The 17,233-nt window shown below is 44.8% G+C and carries 15 protein-coding genes; 11 read left to right on the top strand and 4 right to left on the bottom strand.

The window, feature by feature from the left end:
* Positions 1-13 precede the first annotated feature (13 nt).
* Together ASC49_RS09165 and ASC49_RS09160 are read right to left on the bottom strand one after the other, a co-directional pair.
* A complete protein-coding gene (locus ASC49_RS09165; RefSeq protein WP_055462950.1) occupies positions 14-607 on the bottom strand; it encodes a CBS domain-containing protein in 594 nt (197 codons plus the stop codon).
* A 55-nt stretch (positions 608-662) separates the two neighbouring features.
* Positions 663-950, bottom strand: a complete 288-nt coding sequence (locus ASC49_RS09160; RefSeq protein WP_055462949.1) for a hypothetical protein — start codon at positions 948-950, stop codon at positions 663-665.
* Between the two features lie 244 nt (positions 951-1,194).
* On the opposite strand from ASC49_RS09160, the gene ASC49_RS09155 reads away from it, so the two are divergent.
* From ASC49_RS09155 to ASC49_RS09135, 5 genes are all read left to right on the top strand, one after another.
* Entirely contained in the window at positions 1,195-1,926 is a 732-nt protein-coding gene (locus ASC49_RS09155; RefSeq protein WP_055462948.1) for a DUF599 domain-containing protein, read from the top strand.
* On the top strand, positions 1,916-2,617 hold the full coding sequence (locus ASC49_RS09150; RefSeq protein WP_055462947.1) for an O-methyltransferase: 702 nt from the start codon (positions 1,916-1,918) through the stop codon (positions 2,615-2,617). The genes ASC49_RS09155 and ASC49_RS09150 overlap by 11 nt, the downstream gene beginning before the upstream one ends.
* A 101-nt stretch (positions 2,618-2,718) precedes the next feature.
* The gene (gene htpG / locus ASC49_RS09145) at positions 2,719-4,638 is read left to right on the top strand and encodes a molecular chaperone HtpG (protein WP_055462946.1); all 1,920 of its coding nucleotides are present in this window, start codon (positions 2,719-2,721) and stop codon (positions 4,636-4,638) included.
* Between the two features lie 73 nt (positions 4,639-4,711).
* Complete coding sequence (locus tag ASC49_RS09140) at positions 4,712-5,566, top strand: DNA ligase (protein WP_055462945.1); 855 nt, start codon at positions 4,712-4,714, stop codon at positions 5,564-5,566.
* Positions 5,566-6,264, top strand: coding sequence for an alpha/beta fold hydrolase (locus ASC49_RS09135; protein WP_055462944.1), 699 nt, complete (start codon positions 5,566-5,568; stop codon positions 6,262-6,264). The genes ASC49_RS09140 and ASC49_RS09135 overlap by 1 nt, the downstream gene beginning before the upstream one ends.
* Positions 6,265-6,271: 7 nt before the next feature.
* Here ASC49_RS09135 and ASC49_RS09130 read toward each other — a convergent pair whose 3' ends face one another.
* Together ASC49_RS09130 and xthA are read right to left on the bottom strand one after the other, a co-directional pair.
* Positions 6,272-6,577, bottom strand: a complete 306-nt coding sequence (locus ASC49_RS09130) for an ArsR/SmtB family transcription factor (RefSeq protein WP_055462943.1) — start codon at positions 6,575-6,577, stop codon at positions 6,272-6,274.
* Positions 6,578-6,756: 179 nt separating this feature from the next.
* Entirely contained in the window at positions 6,757-7,566 is an 810-nt protein-coding gene (gene xthA / locus ASC49_RS09125) for an exodeoxyribonuclease III (protein ID WP_055462942.1), read from the bottom strand.
* Positions 7,567-7,734: 168 nt separating this feature from the next.
* Here xthA and gorA point away from each other — a divergent pair, with 168 nt between their 5' ends.
* The 6 genes from gorA (at position 7,735) to minC (ending at position 17,230) form a co-directional block, all read left to right on the top strand.
* On the top strand, positions 7,735-9,093 hold the full coding sequence (gorA, locus tag ASC49_RS09120; RefSeq protein WP_055462941.1) for a glutathione-disulfide reductase: 1,359 nt from the start codon (positions 7,735-7,737) through the stop codon (positions 9,091-9,093).
* Between the two features lie 67 nt (positions 9,094-9,160).
* Entirely contained in the window at positions 9,161-10,639 is a 1,479-nt protein-coding gene (locus ASC49_RS09115; protein ID WP_055462940.1) for an aminoacyl-histidine dipeptidase, read from the top strand.
* Positions 10,636-11,376: a 2Fe-2S iron-sulfur cluster-binding protein gene (locus ASC49_RS09110; protein WP_055462939.1), complete on the top strand. Its 741-nt coding sequence runs from the start codon at positions 10,636-10,638 to the stop codon at positions 11,374-11,376. The genes ASC49_RS09115 and ASC49_RS09110 overlap by 4 nt, the downstream gene beginning before the upstream one ends.
* The gene (locus ASC49_RS09105; RefSeq protein WP_055462938.1) at positions 11,376-12,569 is read left to right on the top strand and encodes an exonuclease SbcCD subunit D C-terminal domain-containing protein; all 1,194 of its coding nucleotides are present in this window, start codon (positions 11,376-11,378) and stop codon (positions 12,567-12,569) included. Before ASC49_RS09110 ends, ASC49_RS09105 begins: the two co-directional genes overlap by 1 nt.
* On the top strand, positions 12,566-16,231 hold the full coding sequence (locus ASC49_RS09100) for an SbcC/MukB-like Walker B domain-containing protein (protein WP_055462937.1): 3,666 nt from the start codon (positions 12,566-12,568) through the stop codon (positions 16,229-16,231). The genes ASC49_RS09105 and ASC49_RS09100 overlap by 4 nt, the downstream gene beginning before the upstream one ends.
* 270 nt (positions 16,232-16,501) lie before the next feature.
* On the top strand, positions 16,502-17,230 hold the full coding sequence (gene minC, locus ASC49_RS09095) for a septum site-determining protein MinC (RefSeq protein ID WP_055462936.1): 729 nt from the start codon (positions 16,502-16,504) through the stop codon (positions 17,228-17,230).
* Positions 17,231-17,233: the final 3 nt, after the last annotated feature.

Here is a 17,233-nt window from a genome sequence, read left to right as displayed (position 1 = left end):
GTCGGGCTTGGGGTTAAGCAACGCGGATGCGTTTGCTATTAGCGTACTCATGCTCCAGCACATCATTTAGCTTAGCGAAGCTCGTAGAAGTGGCAACGTCAATGTTTAATTGAAGCTGACGTACGATATCGTTAGCGGAGACTAGACCACGAATACTCATGGTTTCTTCATCAACCACTAAAAGGTGCTGGTGGTGATTGCTTTTCTGGCTAACGATGAGCGACTCAATGTCACTATTGCTGAGTGATTTGTAAGTAACAGCAAGAAGGTCTTCTTTAGGTCGCATTAGGTCGATGGCTAGCAACTCATCACGAACATAGCCATTTGCGATGTGTTTGATAAACGCTTCTTCGGATAGGTCCTCTAAACTCACAACGCCAAGGAAGTTATTTAAAGAGTCCACCACGATTTTCATGCGCACATGCTCTTTCTTCATGATGTCTACCAGCACTTCAGCACGAACGTTGGGTTCGATTAAGCGTGGGCTGGCATCTTTGAAATCAGTGAAAACACGAAGAGCTGGTGTGTACAGGCCAACATCATGTTCAACTTCAGGCCAAGTTAGGTTATGGATGTCTTTTGTCGAAGTGTAAGTAAGAGTTTTCATAAGAAGTACCTCAAAAATAATTATTTCAGTAAATAAAAAAGCTAACTGGAAATAACTATATTTTCGGTGGACCGCGACAGAACCAACTAGAAACGTTGTTTATAGGGTGAGATTCGTCGACCCAAATTATTTTGCTGCGGTTTGGTTCGCAGGATGCGCTCTGACTAGTAAACGCTATGGCATGATCAATGTCAGGTGCCACTTCTGCGGTCGGTACTTCGTAGACGGATTCAAGCAAGCCTCCCTTGAGCAGGCTGTGCTCTGTGCTATCTACAGCCTTAACACTGACGCTAAACAGCATAATCAGTGGAATCAGCAATGTAACCAGCAACGTATGAATCATATGAAGCGCCTTTGATTAAACAACAATTTCAGAATAGCCTGAAACTCAGAAGATTGACAATAGTCAATTTCTTCTTTTCTTGTTTAACTGATTTTATTTCAATATCTACATGAATTAATTAAACCGTTTCTTATTAATTACGAAATCTGAAAAAATAGATTAAATGAACGAGGGGATTCGACCAAACTTAGATATAATGTGCGCAAGATTCTTTTCCTATTTTTTAAAAGGCCTTAACACTTATATGGACACCAATCCACTCGTGCAAATTTTTGATCCGGTCAATGTGGTTACTCTGGCGATATTTTTTGGCTGCTGGTGGGGGTATGCGTTCTATGCCCAATATAATTCTAAGCGCCGTACCTGTTTAGTAAGTGTTCTCCATCAGTTTCGCTTGGCGTGGATGTCGCGCCTTTTACGTCGAGACAACCGCATTGCTGATGCGTCGGTCATGGCGAATTTAGAACGAAGCAGTCTGTTTTTTGCGTCCAGTAGTTTGCTAATCATTGCCGGACTGTTTACCGCCTTTAGCTATTCGGAGCAAGCTATGGGCATTATTAATGACTTCTACTTTTTGGCGCCAATGAGCCAAACTGAATGGGAGTTGAAAATCATCGTTTTGGTGGTGATTTTTGTGTATGCCTTTTTTACCTTTACTTGGTCTGTACGTCAGTACAACTTTTGCTCAGTGTTGGTGGGCAGTGCCCCCTTGGCCACCGAGCGTGGTGTCGAGGAAAGTGAGCGTGAATTGTATGCTATGCATATGGCCAAAGTGTGTAGTTTGGCCGCTAACCAGTTCAACTACGGTTTGCGTGCCTACTATTTTGCCATGGCATTTTCTGCTTGGTTCCTTGATCCTTATTTTTGTATGGCCGCTAGCTTGATGGTAGTCGCTGTCTTGTATCGTCGCGAATTCCGTTCAAAAACCTTTAAAACTTTAAGTCGTGGACTGGTAATTAAATCCCATGCTTCCTAATTTTCCGAAACAAGTCTCCGATGACAATCCACCTATAAACCGTACGGTACAGGTGGATGATCGTTTATACGAATATCTGATTAAGCACTCCGTCAACGAGCATGAGGTGCTTGAAGCGCTGCGTCGTGAGACAGCGCAATATCATATGGCGCGTATGGCGCTTTCCCCAGAAGTGGGGCAATTCCTTGGTTTGTTGATTGCCCTACAGAAGCCAAAAAAAGTTTTAGAAATCGGTGTGTTTACTGGCTACAGCACTATTTCTATGGGGTTGAAGCTTGCTAAAGACGCTAAGCTACTGGCGTTTGATAAAAAGCAAATGTGGCTTGATATCGCCAATAAGCACATTGAAATGGCAGGACTTGCAGAGCAAGTTGAAACGCGTTGTTGTGATGCCAAAGCGTCCATGGCAGCGCTGCTTATTGATGAGATCGGTACTTTTGATTTTATTTTTGTCGATGCCGATAAAGCCAATCTGCTGGCTTACTATGACATGGGTAAGCAACTGCTACGCTCAGGTGGCTGTATGGTGATTGATAACACCCTGTGGTGGGGCAATGTCGCGGATGAGGCGTTTGATGACAAAGATACACGTATCGTTCGTGCGTTAAATGATCGAGTTCATCAAGATTCAGAAGTCGATTCCAGCCTTCTACCAATCGGTGATGGTTTTACAATTATTCATAAACGCTAATTTTTCTGCCTTGAATTATTTTTCCATGCCTCCATATCGTTAAACATCATCAAGTTATGCGCGTTTGCGCGTGTGTTGTAAACGAAGGAGCATGGGGAAACATGACAACTGAAACTCAAAAAGAAACCTTAGGATTTCAGACTGAAGTAAAGCAATTGCTTCATTTAATGATCCATTCTTTGTACTCAAACAAAGAAATCTTTCTACGTGAGTTGATCTCGAACGCATCAGATGCCGTAGATAAACTACGTTTTGAAGCCGTATCTAACGCGGATCTTTTGTCTGACGATCCAAACTTGCGCGTACGCATTGGTTTTGATGCGAACGCTGGTACTATCACAATCGATGACAATGGTATTGGTATGAGTCGTGAAGAGGCGATCTCAAACCTAGGTACGATTGCAAAATCGGGAACCGCTCATTTTCTAGAGCAACTAAGTGGTGACCAGAAAAAAGACAGCCAATTGATTGGTCAATTTGGTGTCGGCTTCTATTCAGCATTTATTGTTGCTGACAAGGTTACTGTTGATACACGTCGCGCGGGCAGTGATGAAGCAGTTCGTTGGGAATCTGAAGGTACTGGCGATTTCACTATCGAAGCTATCGATAAAGATACCCGTGGCACACGTATTACTCTTCATCTAAAAGAGGAAGGTAAAGAGTTCGCGGACAACTGGCGTCTACGTTCACTTGTTTCTAAGTACTCTGATCATATTTCGATTCCGGTTGAAATGCTAAAAGTGCCAATGCCTTCATACGACGAAGAAGGTAATGTCAAAGAGGCTGATGATTCTGAGCCAACTTGGGAAGCGGTAAACTCAGCTAAAGCTCTTTGGACTCGTCCTCGTAGTGAAGTCAGTGACGAAGAGTACAAAGAGTTCTACAAGCATGTGTCTCATGACTACCAAGATCCGTTGAAGTGGTCGCATAACAAGGTCGAGGGTAAGCTTGAGTACACTAGCTTGCTTTACATTCCAGCGAAAGCACCTCAGGATCTTTGGAACCGAGACATGCTACGCGGCTTGAAACTTTACGTTCAGCGTGTCTTCATCATGGATGACGCGGAAGCATTTTTGCCACCTTATATGCGCTTTGTAAAAGGTGTCATTGATTCAAACGATCTGTCTTTGAACGTTTCTCGTGAAATCCTGCAAAATGATAACGCGGTAGACTCAATGCGTTCTGCTTTGACAAAACGTGTATTGGACATGTTGTCGAAAATGGCGAAAAACGATGCTGAAACATACCAGAAATTCTGGGATCAATTCGGTAACGTACTAAAAGAAGGTCCAGCGGATGACTTTGGTAACAAAGACAAGATTGCCGAGCTGCTTCGTTTTAGTACTACGCATACTGACAAGTCTGCGCAAACTGAGTCGTTAAAAGACTACGTTGAGCGTATGCCTGAAGGTCAAGATAAGATCTACTACATCTACGCTGAAAATCACAATACAGCGAAAAACAGCCCGCATTTAGAAGTATTGCGTAAAAAAGGCTATGAAGTGTTGCTGCTAAGTGATCGTATTGACGAGTGGATGATGTCTTCCCTACGTGAGTTTGACGGCAAGTCATTCCAAGACGTAACGAAGGGCAAGCTTGATATTGAGGTCGAAGAGTCGGAAGAGCAGAAGAAAGAGAAAGAGCAAAAGGCTGAGCAAATCAAACCATTGCTGGATCGCATGAAGTCTGTACTAGAGGAAAAAGTGACTTCGGTTAACAGTACCGACCGTCTAACGAACTCACCAGCGTGTTTGGTGGTTGGTGAGTTTGATATGGGTCTACAAATGCGTCGTTTGTTGGAACAAGCGGGCCAACAATTGCCTGAATCTAAGCCATCATTGGAAGTGAACCCTGATCACCCGATCGTTCAGAAGATGGATGCAGAATCTGATGAAGAACGTTTTGCAGACATGGCTTGGTTATTATACGAACAGGCGACCCTAGCAGAAGGCGGTCAATTGGATGACCCTGCAACGTTTGTATCGCGTATGAATAAGCTGATTGTTCAAATGTCGAACTAATTAGCGATATCATAGAAGCCCAAGCATTTTGCTTGGGCTTTTTTTGTTTTTAAAGCAAAGACATGGAGGTCTTATGCGTATTATGGTTTCTACCGCTGTATCTACAGCGTTATTAATAGCATCTCTAGTGAGTCAAGCTCAGTCGGTACAGCTCGCGACTGTCTATGCTGACGAGAATGTATCTGACTATTTGGTAAGCGAAAAACTCGATGGTATTCGAGCGATTTGGGATGGCCAACAGCTGACAACCAGACAAGGAAATCCAATTTCTGCCCCCGTATGGTTTACCGATGGCTGGCCTGAAGTATGGCTTGATGGTGAACTGTGGGCAGGAAGAGGGCGTTTTGGCTTTGTTCAAAATACTGTTTTGGATAGTGAGCCAAATGAAATGCAATGGCGTGAAATTCAATATATGGTCTTTGATGCACCAAATTATACGGATGTTTTTGAGCAGCGTGCGGCATCCTATCTGACTCTGATAAGACAAACCAATAATATTTTTATCAAGGGGATAGAGCAGCTTAGATTGGAAGGCTCAGAAGCGCTTTATCGCTTATTGGACGATGTGACGAATGCGGGCGGAGAGGGTTTGATGTTGCACCGCAAGGACGCCCTGTTGAAAGATGGTAGAAGTGATGCCTTGTTAAAGCTTAAGCCCTTCCAAGACGCTGAAGCGAAAGTGATTGGTCATGCTGTCGGAAGCGGTAAGTATAAAGGGATGATGGGCGCCTTATTAGTTGAATTGGCGAACGGCCGACAATTTAAAATAGGGACAGGCTTCTCGGATTTAGAAAGATCGAATCCTCCGCAAGTTGGAGAGTATATTACCTTTCGTTATCAAGGACTGACCTCATCAGGGCTGCCTCGTTTTGCAAGCTTTGTTAGAGTTCGCAAAGGGCCTTTTGAATTTAGAGAGCCAGAAAAGTAATGACCAATGTATATTGTGTGCCAGGCACTATGTGTAATGAGGTGCTTTGGCAAGATGTGATGTCTTATCTTCCGGATCATATGAGCATTAAGCATGTGGTAATTCCAGATCAAGGGAGTATTGCAGAAATGGTGTCGGGTATTCTAAAGCAGTTGCCCTCTACGCCAGTGAACTTGCTCGGCTTTTCTTTGGGTGGGTATTTATTAAGCGAAATCGCTCGAGTTGCGCCAGAGCGGATTAATGCCGCCATAGTGCTTTCAAATAGTGCTGGTGCGTTACCTGAAAATGAAAAACAGCAGCGTTTACAGGCCCTACAATGGGTGTCGCAGGTGGGTTATCGAGGGATTCCGATAAAGAAGGCGAAAGCAATGTTGGCTCCCATCAATGCTCAGAATGATCGGCTTGTAGAGAAAATTGTGGCAATGGATAAGGCTCTTGGACAAGAGGCATTTGTTGCGCAATTACAAGCGACGATTGAACGCCAAAACAATACGACAGCGATTGCACGGAGTGGCTGCAAATGGTTGGTTTTAGCTGGACTGGCGGATCAGTTCGTTACTGCTGAGTCATTAAATCAACTGGCCCAGTTTGATAATGTGTCCGTAAATGTTGTTGCTCAAAGCGGCCATATGTTACCGCTTGAGCAACCGAAATGGGTTGCCAGTAAAATGACAAACTTTTTCAACTGTTCTGATTAAAGCGAATTTAAGTGCAGAAAAGGTCGTGAAGTTTCTGGATCAGCTCTTTTACTCGACTATCTCCAATTGAGTAAAAGATGGTTTGTGAATCCCTACGTGTAGTCACTAACCCATCTTTGCGTAGAACCGCTAGGTGCTGCGATAGCGCAGATTGGCTAAGAAGTACTTTCTCGTTCAATGCTCCTACGGAAAGTTCGCCTTGAAGTAGGTTGCAAAGAATGATCAGTCGGTTTTCATTGCTTAACGCCTTAAGGAAGCCGGAGGCTTCGTTTGCGCGTTCTAACATTTCTGAGATAGTTAATTCTTTAGGCATGGTGTCGTTCGATTTGCTAGTTATTAGTATAGTGATAATCAGTATCAGTTTATATCAAATACGCATTTAAAAATAAATAATCCACTTCATCTGTGGATAAAGTTGAGGGTATGAGGCGTAAAAAGTTCGCTCTTGGATGTCTACCCTCAATTGTTTTACATTGATCAATAAACGATCTACTAAAAGTTAAACTGTGCCCATACTGGTGCATGGTCAGATGGTTTTTCCAAACCGCGTATATGGTAATCAATGCCTGTTTGATTTAGGCGCTCGATTAATGGTGCGCTGGCTAGGATGCCGTCAATGCGTAAGCCACGTTTTGGCGTATCGTCAAAGCCTTTAGAGCGATAATCAAACCAGCTAAACAATTCATTAGATGTTGGGTGTTGATATCGATAAGTGTCGGTTAATCCCCAAGCCAAAAGACGCTCAAACCACTCACGCTCTTCGGGTAAGAAGCTGCATTTTCCGGTACGCAACCAACGCTTAGCGTTTTGCTCACCAATACCAATATCTAAATCTTGTGGCGAAATATTAAAGTCGCCCATAACGACAACTTGCGCGTCCTTTGGCTCTTTTTCAAGGTAATCCATTAAATCTTGATAGAATTTACGCTTTGCTGGGAATTTAGTCTCATGATCACGGTTTTCACCTTGAGGAAAGTAGCCGTTGATAACCTTTAGCGGACCGTTCTCGGTTTCAAAAGTGGCAATAATCATACGGCGTTGAGCATCCGCGTCGTCATTTGGGAAGCCGTATTCTACTTTTACTGCGGGTGCTTTACTGAAAATGGCCACACCATAGTGAGATTTTTGACCATAATAGTAGGCGTGATAACCAATGGATTCGGGTATTTCATGGGGAAACGCATCATCATGAACTTTGATTTCTTGTAGTCCAATGACATCGGGTTGCTGAGTATTGACCAGCGCCTCAATCTGATGAGGGCGAGCTCTTAAGCCGTTGATGTTAAAGGAGACTACTTTCATGCTGTGTTTTATTCCTGACCTGATGTGAAGTTTAGCAAATAGTTACAGATTAAAGTCGTATTGACAATATCTGTCTTTAGTTTTCTTGAATAGCTATTCAGGAAAACTGCATTGAAAAATACATTCTTACCCCAATTGTTTTGATAACTATTTTAAAAGGCTCTTGTTATGAACTATCAGTATGACTTATTCGTTATTGGTGCAGGTTCCGGCGGTGTTCGTGCTAGCCGTGTTGCGGCGTCAAAAGGTTTCAAAGTAGGTGTAGCAGAATCGCAAGCGTTGGGCGGCACTTGTGTAAATATTGGTTGTGTTCCTAAAAAACTGTTTGTTTATGGCTCAGAATACAGTCATGTGGTTGATCAGGCTAAAGGTTATGGCTGGGAGTTCGCCAAACCTACTTTTAATTGGGCAACTTTGCGCGACAATAAAACTCAGGAGATCGAGCGTCTTAATGGTATTTATAAAAACCTTTTAGAGAATCCAGGAGTCACTATTCATAAGGGCTACGGCGAATTAGTGGATGCTCATACGGTTAAAGTAGGTGAGGAATTAATCACCGCTGAGCGTATTTTAGTTGCCGTTGGTGCCAAGCCATTCGTACCGGACTTCCCTGGTAATGATTTGGTATTGGTTTCAGACGATATGTTTTTTCTTGAGGAACTACCTAAAACCATCTTGGTGGTTGGTGGCGGCTACATTGCCGTAGAGTTCGCTGGTATCTGTAACGGTCTGGGTGTTGAAACCACGCTTATGTATCGTGGTGACAAATTATTGCGTGGTTTCGATGAGGATGTGCGTGATTTTGCTTCTAACGAATACTCGCGTATTGGTGTGAACGTTGAGCTAAACAGCGATGTTGAGCGAATCGAAGTGGCAGGGGATCAAAAGAAAGTCACACTGAAAGATGGTCGTACATTGATGTTTGATGCAGTGCTTTATGCCACTGGTCGAGTGCCAAATACGACGTCGTTGAACCTAAATAAAGTAGGCATTGAAACCACCAAAAGTGGTGCGATTGTAGTAAATAATCGTTATCAAAGTAGTGTCGAATCGGTTTATGCTATCGGCGATGTGACGGATCGTGTGCAATTGACCCCTGTGGCGATTAAAGAAGCGATGGCGTTGATTGGTTATTGGTTTGATGGTATTGAGCCAAACTTTGATTACGACAACATTCCTACCGCTGTGTTTTCACAACCAGCGATTGGTACAGTAGGATTGTCTGAGCAAGATGCTGAAAAGCGTGGCTATGATATTGATGTTTATCAAACCGACTTTCGCGCGATGAAACACACCCTATCGGGCGCCCAAGAGCGTACCTTTATGAAATTAATTGTGGATCGCGCAACGGATAAGGTATTGGGTGCACACATGGTCGGTGACTATGCTGGTGAAATTATCCAAGGATTGGGGATCGCTATTAAAGCGGGTGCGACCAAAGCGCATTTTGACTCAACGGTAGGGGTGCATCCTACCAGTGCGGAGGAGTTTGTCACCTTTTCCGCTGGATCGTTGAAAAAGCGTTAAGCAAATCATACAGTCTATAAGCCGTTTAATACTCTATTAAACGGCTTATTTTTTTGGAGAATAAAACATGAACCAATGGTTAGAGTCTCTGACGCCACAAGCGATTTGGAGGCAGTTTCGAGTATTGTGCGATACCCCGCGCCCGTCCTTTCATGAGAAGGCAATACGTGACTATTTGTTTAATTGGGCTGAGCAGCTCGGCATGAAAGCCTATGTCGATCCCGCTGGCAATTTGATCATCTACAAAGCTGCCAGCGCTGGTATGGAAGATCGAGAAACTGTGGTGTTGCAAGGCCACCTCGATATGGTGGCGCAGAGAGAGGCGGATTCGACTCATAATTTTGAAACTGATCCAATCCAAACCTACGAGCAAGACGGCTGGGTGCATGCGAAAGGTACAACCCTGGGCGCGGATAACGGTATTGGTGTCGCTGCCATACTTGCAGTTTTAGAAAGCCAAGATATTGCTCATGGTCCACTTGAAGCGGTGTTTACGATTGAAGAAGAAACCAGTTTGCGTGGTGCGGCACAATTAGAAGAAGGCATTCTAAATGGTAAACGAATGTTGAATCTGGACTCTGAAGATCGTGGTGATGTGTACATTGGCTGTGCCGGCGGGATGGACATTAATGTCAGTCATCGTTTCACCTCTGAGTTAAATGATAAATTTGACAGTGCTGTACGTCTCACCATTACTGGATTAAAGGGTGGGCATTCTGGTCTCGATATCAATAAAGGCTTGGCTAATGCCAATGTTTTGCTGGTGCGTTTATTACATGAACTCACGTCAGAAATCGAATTTGGCCTATCGGAGTTGGTCGGTGGTACATTACGTAATGCCATTGCTCGCGATGCTACAGCCACTCTACAAATTGCTTCAGCAGATCAGCCCTTGTTGCAGCGATGGCTGGCAGAGCAAACACAAGTGATTCAATCAGAGTTTGTTGATATTGATCCTAATCTCACCATTAATTTGGCGTCTGCTACTAACAGCGCTCATCTATCGAGCATGGCACAAGTGAATCTACTGTCCGCTTTGCTGAGTGCGCCCAATGGCGTGCATCGTATGTCGCCAAGCCTAGCAGATGTTGTGGAAACGTCTTGTAATCTTGGTGTGGTTCGTCTGCAAGAGGACAATGATTCGTTGTCGTTCTCTGCATGTTTATTAGTGCGCTCGTTAGTGGATAGCCAAACGCAATTTCTTGCCAGCGTTGCCAAAGCGCCATTTACTTTGATTGACTGCGACGTCCGATTGGAGAACGGCTACCCAGGTTGGAAACCAGAGCCTGAGTCGACATTATTACAGCAGTTCGACGCCGTCCATAATGAAGTAATGGGTTTCACCCCTCAAGTAAAAGTCATACATGCTGGTCTTGAGTGCGGTATTATTGGCGCCAAATATCCTGGTATGGAAATGATATCTTTTGGTCCGAATATTCGCGGTGCTCATTCTCCCTCTGAACGTATGGAAATTAGTTCGGTAGCGGAGTTTTGGCAAATTCTTGTGACCCTGTTGGAGCAGACTCCAAAAGTGAATCCAGCATGAATGGGAAGTGCACGATAAGTTTGGATGGGCATTCTTATCGGGTGCCTAATGGCGAAAATCTTTTGGCTTCTTTGTTACAGCTTGGGGCCATCATACCGCACAGTTGTTTGGCGGGGGCATGTGGTAGTTGTAGGTTATATCAAGTCCACGGGCAGCCCCTTCTCGCGTGCCAAACTACCGTGAATCAGCCGCTAGAATTACTGACTAAACCTGCAGAGCGCTTTATTGTAGCTCTTGCAACTTATCAAGTAGAGCAGCTGTCCGATCGATGGTGCAAGGTGCAGGCGCATTGTCCATTAAGCTTACCTTTGGGGGCCGTGTTTCGCTGGCAACTTAAGAATGAAGTGGGCCGATCTGTCAGTTGCAGCATCACCGGTGACTTATTGACGTTTTACTTCCCAACACGTTTGATAGATCAGCTTTCAGAGGTTCGTATTGAGCAGGGTGCGCAGCGTGCACAACTGGATATTTCGGCCTCTCATTTGATTTTATATTCCGCTGATAATCAGGTGCTGGCCGAAAACTTTAGCCGCGTTATGCAAGATGCAGGCTTTGAGCAAAACTGTCCAATTGCCCCTATCGAATTGAATAGCACACCTTCGGCGTTATCCTTCCAGCGTTTTGACAAAGCGTTAGTGCTGAATGATCAGCCTGCTTCCTTGGAAGCACTAGAGCAATGGTTAACATCAAGTCGTTGTCGTGTAGCAGAATTTACTTTTATGACACATTCTAATTAATGAAAATCTTACACACTTCTGACTGGCACCTAGGCCAGAGCGTTATGGGGAAAAGTCGATTAGATGAGCATCGGCTTTTCATAAATTGGTTGTCTGCAACCGTCGTTGAACAAGGTATTGAGGCTGTTGTTCTAGCCGGTGATGTATTTGATACATCAACGCCTCCCAGCTATGCCCGTGAGCTTTATCATGACTGTGTGGTGCAGCTGAATAAGCTAGATTGCCAATTTATTGTGGTGGCGGGTAATCATGATTCGGTCAGTGTGTTGAATGAAAGTAAAAACCTGCTTGCCAAGTTAAAAGCCTACGTTGTGACACAGCCCGCATGGGATAACGCTAGTGACGCCGTGCTAGAACTAAAGAATCAAGACGGAACTCTTGCCGCACTGGTATGTGCCATCCCATTTTTGCGAGCTCGAGACATGGTTCGCTATGAAATGGGGCAGTCCGGAGCCGATAAACAGCTGCAATTGGCCGAGCAAATTAAGCGCTATTATCAGCAGCAATTTGATTACGCTAAATCCATATCAGCAGATGTGCCCATTATAGGCACCGGGCATCTCACCATGGTCGGTGGTGAGAAAACGGAGTCGGTACGGGATATTTATGTTGGTTCACTGGAAGCCTTATCCCCAAGCTTGCTACCAGAGTTTGATTATTTGGCTCTAGGGCACATCCATAAGCCCATGCCGGTTGCGGGGAACTCCAATTGGCGTTATTCAGGCTCCCCCATTCCGATGAGCTTTGATGAAGCTAATAGCCCGAAATCGGTTTGTATATATGACACCGCAACGAGGGTGGCAGAGCGCTTAGCTATCCCTGTTTTTCGACCATTAAAGTCGTTAAAAGGGGAGCGTAATGAGCTTCTCAAGCAGATTGAACAATTGGATGAACCGCAAGATTTGGCGATTTGGTTAGACATCACGGTTAATGAAGATATCAACTTGGGACCTTTTCAAGAAAAACTGGCGCAGCTTTGTGAAGGGCGCAACATGGAAATCGTTAAAGTTCAGCGTACCCGTAAAGCAGCGGGGCTATTTGACGGTGACGGCGAAACTGCCACGCTGGAGGACATCAATCCGACAGAGGTTTTTGATCGATTGTTGCTCGAAAAAGAGATAGAGCCTAGTCGAGCAAATGTCCTCAAACAACTGTTCACCAAGATCGTAAATGAACAGGAACAACCGTCATGAAAATTTGCTCATTGCGCTTTGAAAACCTGAATTCATTGAAGGGAAAGTGGTTTATTGACTTTGAGGCAGAGCCTTTTAAGGATGCTGGGATTTTTGCTATTACAGGGCCGACGGGGGCAGGGAAATCCACGTTATTGGATGCGATTTGCTTGGCACTTTACCATCAGACCCCTCGTGTGAGTGTCTCACAGTCTGACAACGAGGTGATGACCCGACATACTGGTTACTGCTCTGCGGAAGTGGTCTTCGAAGTTAAAGGAAAACGTTATGTCTCCTCTTGGGAGCAAAAGCGTGCCCGTAATAAACCAGATGGTAACTTACAACCGATTCAGTGCAGTTTAAGTGTCAGTGATGGTGAAGTGCTAGCGGATAAAATTGCCCAGAAGCAGGCTCAAATAGCAGACATTACTGGACTTGATTTTGCCCGCTTTACCCGTTCCATGATGTTGGCTCAGGGGGGCTTTGCTGCGTTTTTAAATGCTAAGACCGACGAACGGGCTGAACTACTGGAAGAGCTGACAGGCACTGAAGTCTATGCAGATATTTCTCGTCGCGTGTTTGAAAAGCACCGAGAACAGAAAGTACGCATCAAACAGCTTGAAGCGGTTCAAAGTAGTCATAAGCTTATGGACGAAGAGGATTGGCAGGGGCTACAACAACAGAAAAATGCAGTGGAGCAGTGCAAAACAGATGTGGAGCATAATCTCACTGCTTTCCAGCATGTCTGGGACTGGTATCAGCAAGCAGAACGGTTACAACAAAGGCTAAGTCAGCAGCAACAGCAAGCTGAACAAGCAGCCGATCATTTGGTTGCCATTGAGCCCGATAATTTACGCTTGCAGGCGTCGGTTGAAGCACAACGTATTGAGCCGGATTATCGCACCCTGCAAAAAACTGAGCAAACACTGCGTAGTTGGCAAACCCTTGAAGCTGATTTAATCATGCAGAGTGATGCATTGTCTGAACAAGGCCGGCAACTGGAGAGTCAAGTAACGCAATCTGAAGCGTCTCTTCATCTGAAGAAGTCACAGCAAGAAGAATTTGAGCAAGCGGCGATTGCCGAATGGTTACCCTTAGAAGCGGAGCTGTCTTCTTTGCAGCGGATCATCACTGAGGCGGAGAAGAATGTTTTAACAAGCCAATCTCAGCTGAATCAGCTTGAAAATGATCAACAGCGTATGCAACAGCTAAAAGGGCAAGCTGAAGCGCAACGTCAGAGCCACAATCAGGCGCTTATGCGCTGGAAAGATGGTGCGCAGGCATTGGCGTCTAGAGCAAAGTGGCAGTTGCAGGCAGATAATTTACGTAGCTTCCAATCTCGTCAAAAGGAAGTGAAACAGGCGTACCAACAAGCTCAACAGGAGCGGATGCGCCTCTCAGAGAAGTTGGAAGCTAATGCTGAACGTAGTCACTCTTTGACGCAGCAAAGCGATAACCTGACGGCGCAACTTGAAGAGCTCAATATAAGCTTGCAAGACTTAATACAAGGTCAACCTTACCAAGCTTGGTTAGATGAGTTAGAGGTTCTGTCGCAGCAGCAGTCTGATGGGCAGAGGCAACTACAGGTGGCAGAGCGATACCTGCAATTGCAGCAAGCTAATCGACAGAATTTGGCGCAGCAATCAGAGCTTCGAGCCGCACTTGAACAATTTTCACAGAGAGCTCTCGCGGCGCAGGCGTCCCTCGACGTCTTGGCTCAACACATTGAAGATGTGCAACAGCGCATCCATCTGCAGCAACGTGTCGCGATTTTAGAACAGGAACGAAGATTACTTGAGCCTGATTGCCCTTGTCCTTTATGTGGTGCTAAAGAGCATGATCTAAGCTTAGTCGAGAATCTTGTGCAAGATCAGGCCTTAGCAGAGCGCTTGAGTCATTATCAAGCTCAGCAAAGTCAGCAACAATCTATATTACAACAGGATCAACAAGAGGTTGCTCGCATTAATGGTCGGCTAGAAGTTATATTCTCAAGCCTTCAGGAAACCGAGTCTGAAATGGAGCAGTTGTCACAGCAATTCATCTGGTCTATGGAGTCTGATTGTGACATTGGGGGGCTGCGTCAGTCCCTAGTGGATTTGTCTAGTAAAATAGAGCACTACAAACAGGCTAATCGTCACTATCAAGACCTTGAGCAACGGCGACGCGAATTATCAGAACAGCTATCTAAATTGGCTCAGACGCAGTACCAAGTAGACATTGACGTTCAGCAAGCTAAGCAGCAGTGGCAGCAGCTCTCTCAAAGATTGTCTGAGAATGACACCTCGTCTCAGCAGTTGCAGCAGGAAGAGCAAGCGTTAGCTCAAGTGCTTTATCATAGTATTTCGGAGCTGGTTGCAGACGACTCGTTGCTTGACGCTGCGCCTTATGATTTAGCGGCTATTGAACATTCTTTAGAGGCTTGGCAAACGGCTCAACAGCAATGTCAGCAATTGGATCAAAAGATTGATGAGTGCCAGTGGCATTTAGGGCAATTGGCGCAACAGGTTCAATTAAAGAGCCGACAGCTGCAGGAGGAAACGGCTCGGTGTCATGAGTTTAAACTGCGACTTTCAAGCCTTAGTCAACAATACCAAGAGGGTTTGATGGGTAAAACAGTGCAGCAACATCGTACTGAACTTACTCTACATGTGGATGCGGCTCGACAGGAGAAAGAAAGAGTGGCGGCGTTACTGTCTGAGCATAAGCTGACAGTGACGCAATTGGCTACACGGCTTGAACAAACTCGAGCGCAGTTAACACAAGCATCGCATGAACTGCGTGACACAACACAGCATTGGGATAGGCTATTGCAAACATCAGGCTTTGATAGTCAGGAGCTGTGGCAGGCTGCATTGCTTGATCAGGATGAGCAAGCACATCTTCAGCAGCAGAAAGTGACAGCAGAACAGAATGTTCAGCAAAGTCAGGCGATCATCGCTCAGATTCAAACAGAGCAATTGGCACATCAACAAGCATTTGAACAGCTACCTGAAATTGAGTTGTTTGAGAGTGTGGCCGAATTAATGCCTAAAATAGAAGCGCTAAAAGAACGTTATCAAGCGTTATTGGTTGAGTCGGGGCAAATCGCTGAGCGCATCGAGACTGAGTTGCATAAGCGAGCTTCGAATCAGGTGATGTTGCAGGAGATTGCTCAGGAAAAAGCCGAATTCGAGTGGCTGGACGATCTGAATGGTTTGATTGGTTCCGCTGATGGTGCTCGTTTTAGACGTTATGCACAAAGTGTCACCCTAGATCATTTGGTTTGGCTTGCTAATCGTCATTTGCTGACCTTGCACGGGCGTTATCAACTTGGGCGTCAAAAAGGCGAGGGTCTGTTTTTGGAAGTAATTGATCGTTGGCAGGGTGATATCCGGCGTAATACAAAAACGCTGTCAGGTGGAGAGTCTTTTTTGGTGAGTCTGGCATTGGCTGTGGCTTTGTCGGAGTTGGTGTCGCACAAAACCTCCATTGATTCGCTTTTTCTAGATGAGGGATTTGGTACGTTAGACAGTGAAACCTTAGATGTGGCCTTAGATGCGCTAGATCGTCTAAATAGTACGGGAAAAACGATTGGTGTTATTAGCCATGTTGAGGCGCTGAAAGAGCGTGTTCCTGTTCAGTTACAGGTTAATAAGCATGCAGGCTTAGGTCTCTCGACACTGGCGAGCAATTTTCGTGGATAAAAAGCTTGAACAATTGCTGTGCGTTAGTTTTCCCCAGAAACGGTAGTAAAACCTTGTAAATAAGTTGTAAAAGTACACTGAAATCAGTGGGTTATATGCCTGGTTCAAATTGCACACAGGTGCCTTCTTGAGGCACAATGTTCCGATGATTTGTGATTTGTTTGCATAGAATTGCTTCATTTCTACTTGTATGTTGTTAAAATACCCTATTACGTAAAGTATTGTGTTTATAAGCGCTACTGCTTTGATTTAATTAAGGAAATTCTTTAGATGTCAGATAATGACTTTCGCCTCAAAGGAAGTGTAGTGACCACTGTGTTGTTAGAGGTCAAATCCTTGAATCTGGAGCAGATCGAATTGGGGTTGAAGGAAAAGATTACTCAAGTTCCTCAGTTTTTTAATCAGGCGCCTCTTATTATCGACATCAGTCAATGTTCAACATCAATTTCATTGGTGCAATTCAAAGATTTAGTCAAAATCTGTCGAGAATTGGGTTTGGCTGTGATTGGTTGGCGTGCTGTCGAAGATGCTATTCCTGTTTGGCGCTTTGATTCGGATTTGCCTTTGTTACCAAATGCCAATAGCCGTCAAATCAATATCAAAAGTGAAACGCCTGCACCCGCTAAAGATCCACATGTGGTGATCAAAACCGTTGTTGAGGAGCGTGAAGTTTTTCAACCAACCAAGATGATCACTAAGCCAGTGCGTTCAGGTCAGCAAATTTATTCATCCGGTGATCTTGTTGTGTTGTCTCAGGTGAGTGCTGGTGCTGAGGTGTTGGCAGAGGGGAATATCCACATTTATGGAGCTTTGCGTGGTCGCGCATTAGCCGGGGTGAAAGGTGATACGTCGGCACGAATATTTTGTAAGAACATGGAAGCAGAGCTGGTCGCTATCGCTGGTAATTTTATGTTGAGTGATGCTCTGCAAAAAATCATTTGGAAAGACGCCGCGCAAGTGCTTTTAGTGGATGAAACATTAGAAATCGCCTCACTATAGGTT

The organism is Marinomonas fungiae, from assembly GCF_001418205.1.
Taxonomy (GTDB): domain Bacteria; phylum Pseudomonadota; class Gammaproteobacteria; order Pseudomonadales; family Marinomonadaceae; genus Marinomonas; species Marinomonas fungiae.
The sequence above is the reverse complement of the archived record's forward strand: the minus strand, read 5'-3'. Positions and strand labels throughout refer to the sequence as shown.

Bases quoted from the DNA above. Each gene is read 5' to 3' on its own strand.
- ASC49_RS09110 (WP_055462939.1), top strand. From the start codon at position 10,636: ATGAATGGGAAGTGCACGATAAGTTTGGATGGGCATTCTTATCGGGTG.
- ASC49_RS09130 (WP_055462943.1), bottom strand. From the start codon at position 6,577: ATGCCTAAAGAATTAACTATCTCAGAAATGTTAGAACGCGCAAACGAA.
- htpG (WP_055462946.1), top strand. From the start codon at position 2,719: ATGACAACTGAAACTCAAAAAGAAACCTTAGGATTTCAGACTGAAGTA.
- ASC49_RS09135 (WP_055462944.1), top strand. From the start codon at position 5,566: ATGACCAATGTATATTGTGTGCCAGGCACTATGTGTAATGAGGTGCTT.
- ASC49_RS09160 (WP_055462949.1), bottom strand. From the start codon at position 950: ATGATTCATACGTTGCTGGTTACATTGCTGATTCCACTGATTATGCTG.
- gorA (WP_055462941.1), top strand. From the start codon at position 7,735: ATGAACTATCAGTATGACTTATTCGTTATTGGTGCAGGTTCCGGCGGT.
- ASC49_RS09155 (WP_055462948.1), top strand. From the start codon at position 1,195: ATGGACACCAATCCACTCGTGCAAATTTTTGATCCGGTCAATGTGGTT.
- xthA (WP_055462942.1), bottom strand. From the start codon at position 7,566: ATGAAAGTAGTCTCCTTTAACATCAACGGCTTAAGAGCTCGCCCTCAT.
- ASC49_RS09140 (WP_055462945.1), top strand. From the start codon at position 4,712: ATGCGTATTATGGTTTCTACCGCTGTATCTACAGCGTTATTAATAGCA.
- minC (WP_055462936.1), top strand. From the start codon at position 16,502: ATGTCAGATAATGACTTTCGCCTCAAAGGAAGTGTAGTGACCACTGTG.
- ASC49_RS09115 (WP_055462940.1), top strand. From the start codon at position 9,161: ATGAACCAATGGTTAGAGTCTCTGACGCCACAAGCGATTTGGAGGCAG.
- ASC49_RS09150 (WP_055462947.1), top strand. From the start codon at position 1,916: ATGCTTCCTAATTTTCCGAAACAAGTCTCCGATGACAATCCACCTATA.
- ASC49_RS09100 (WP_055462937.1), top strand. From the start codon at position 12,566: ATGAAAATTTGCTCATTGCGCTTTGAAAACCTGAATTCATTGAAGGGA.
- ASC49_RS09165 (WP_055462950.1), bottom strand. From the start codon at position 607: ATGAAAACTCTTACTTACACTTCGACAAAAGACATCCATAACCTAACT.
- ASC49_RS09105 (WP_055462938.1), top strand. From the start codon at position 11,376: ATGAAAATCTTACACACTTCTGACTGGCACCTAGGCCAGAGCGTTATG.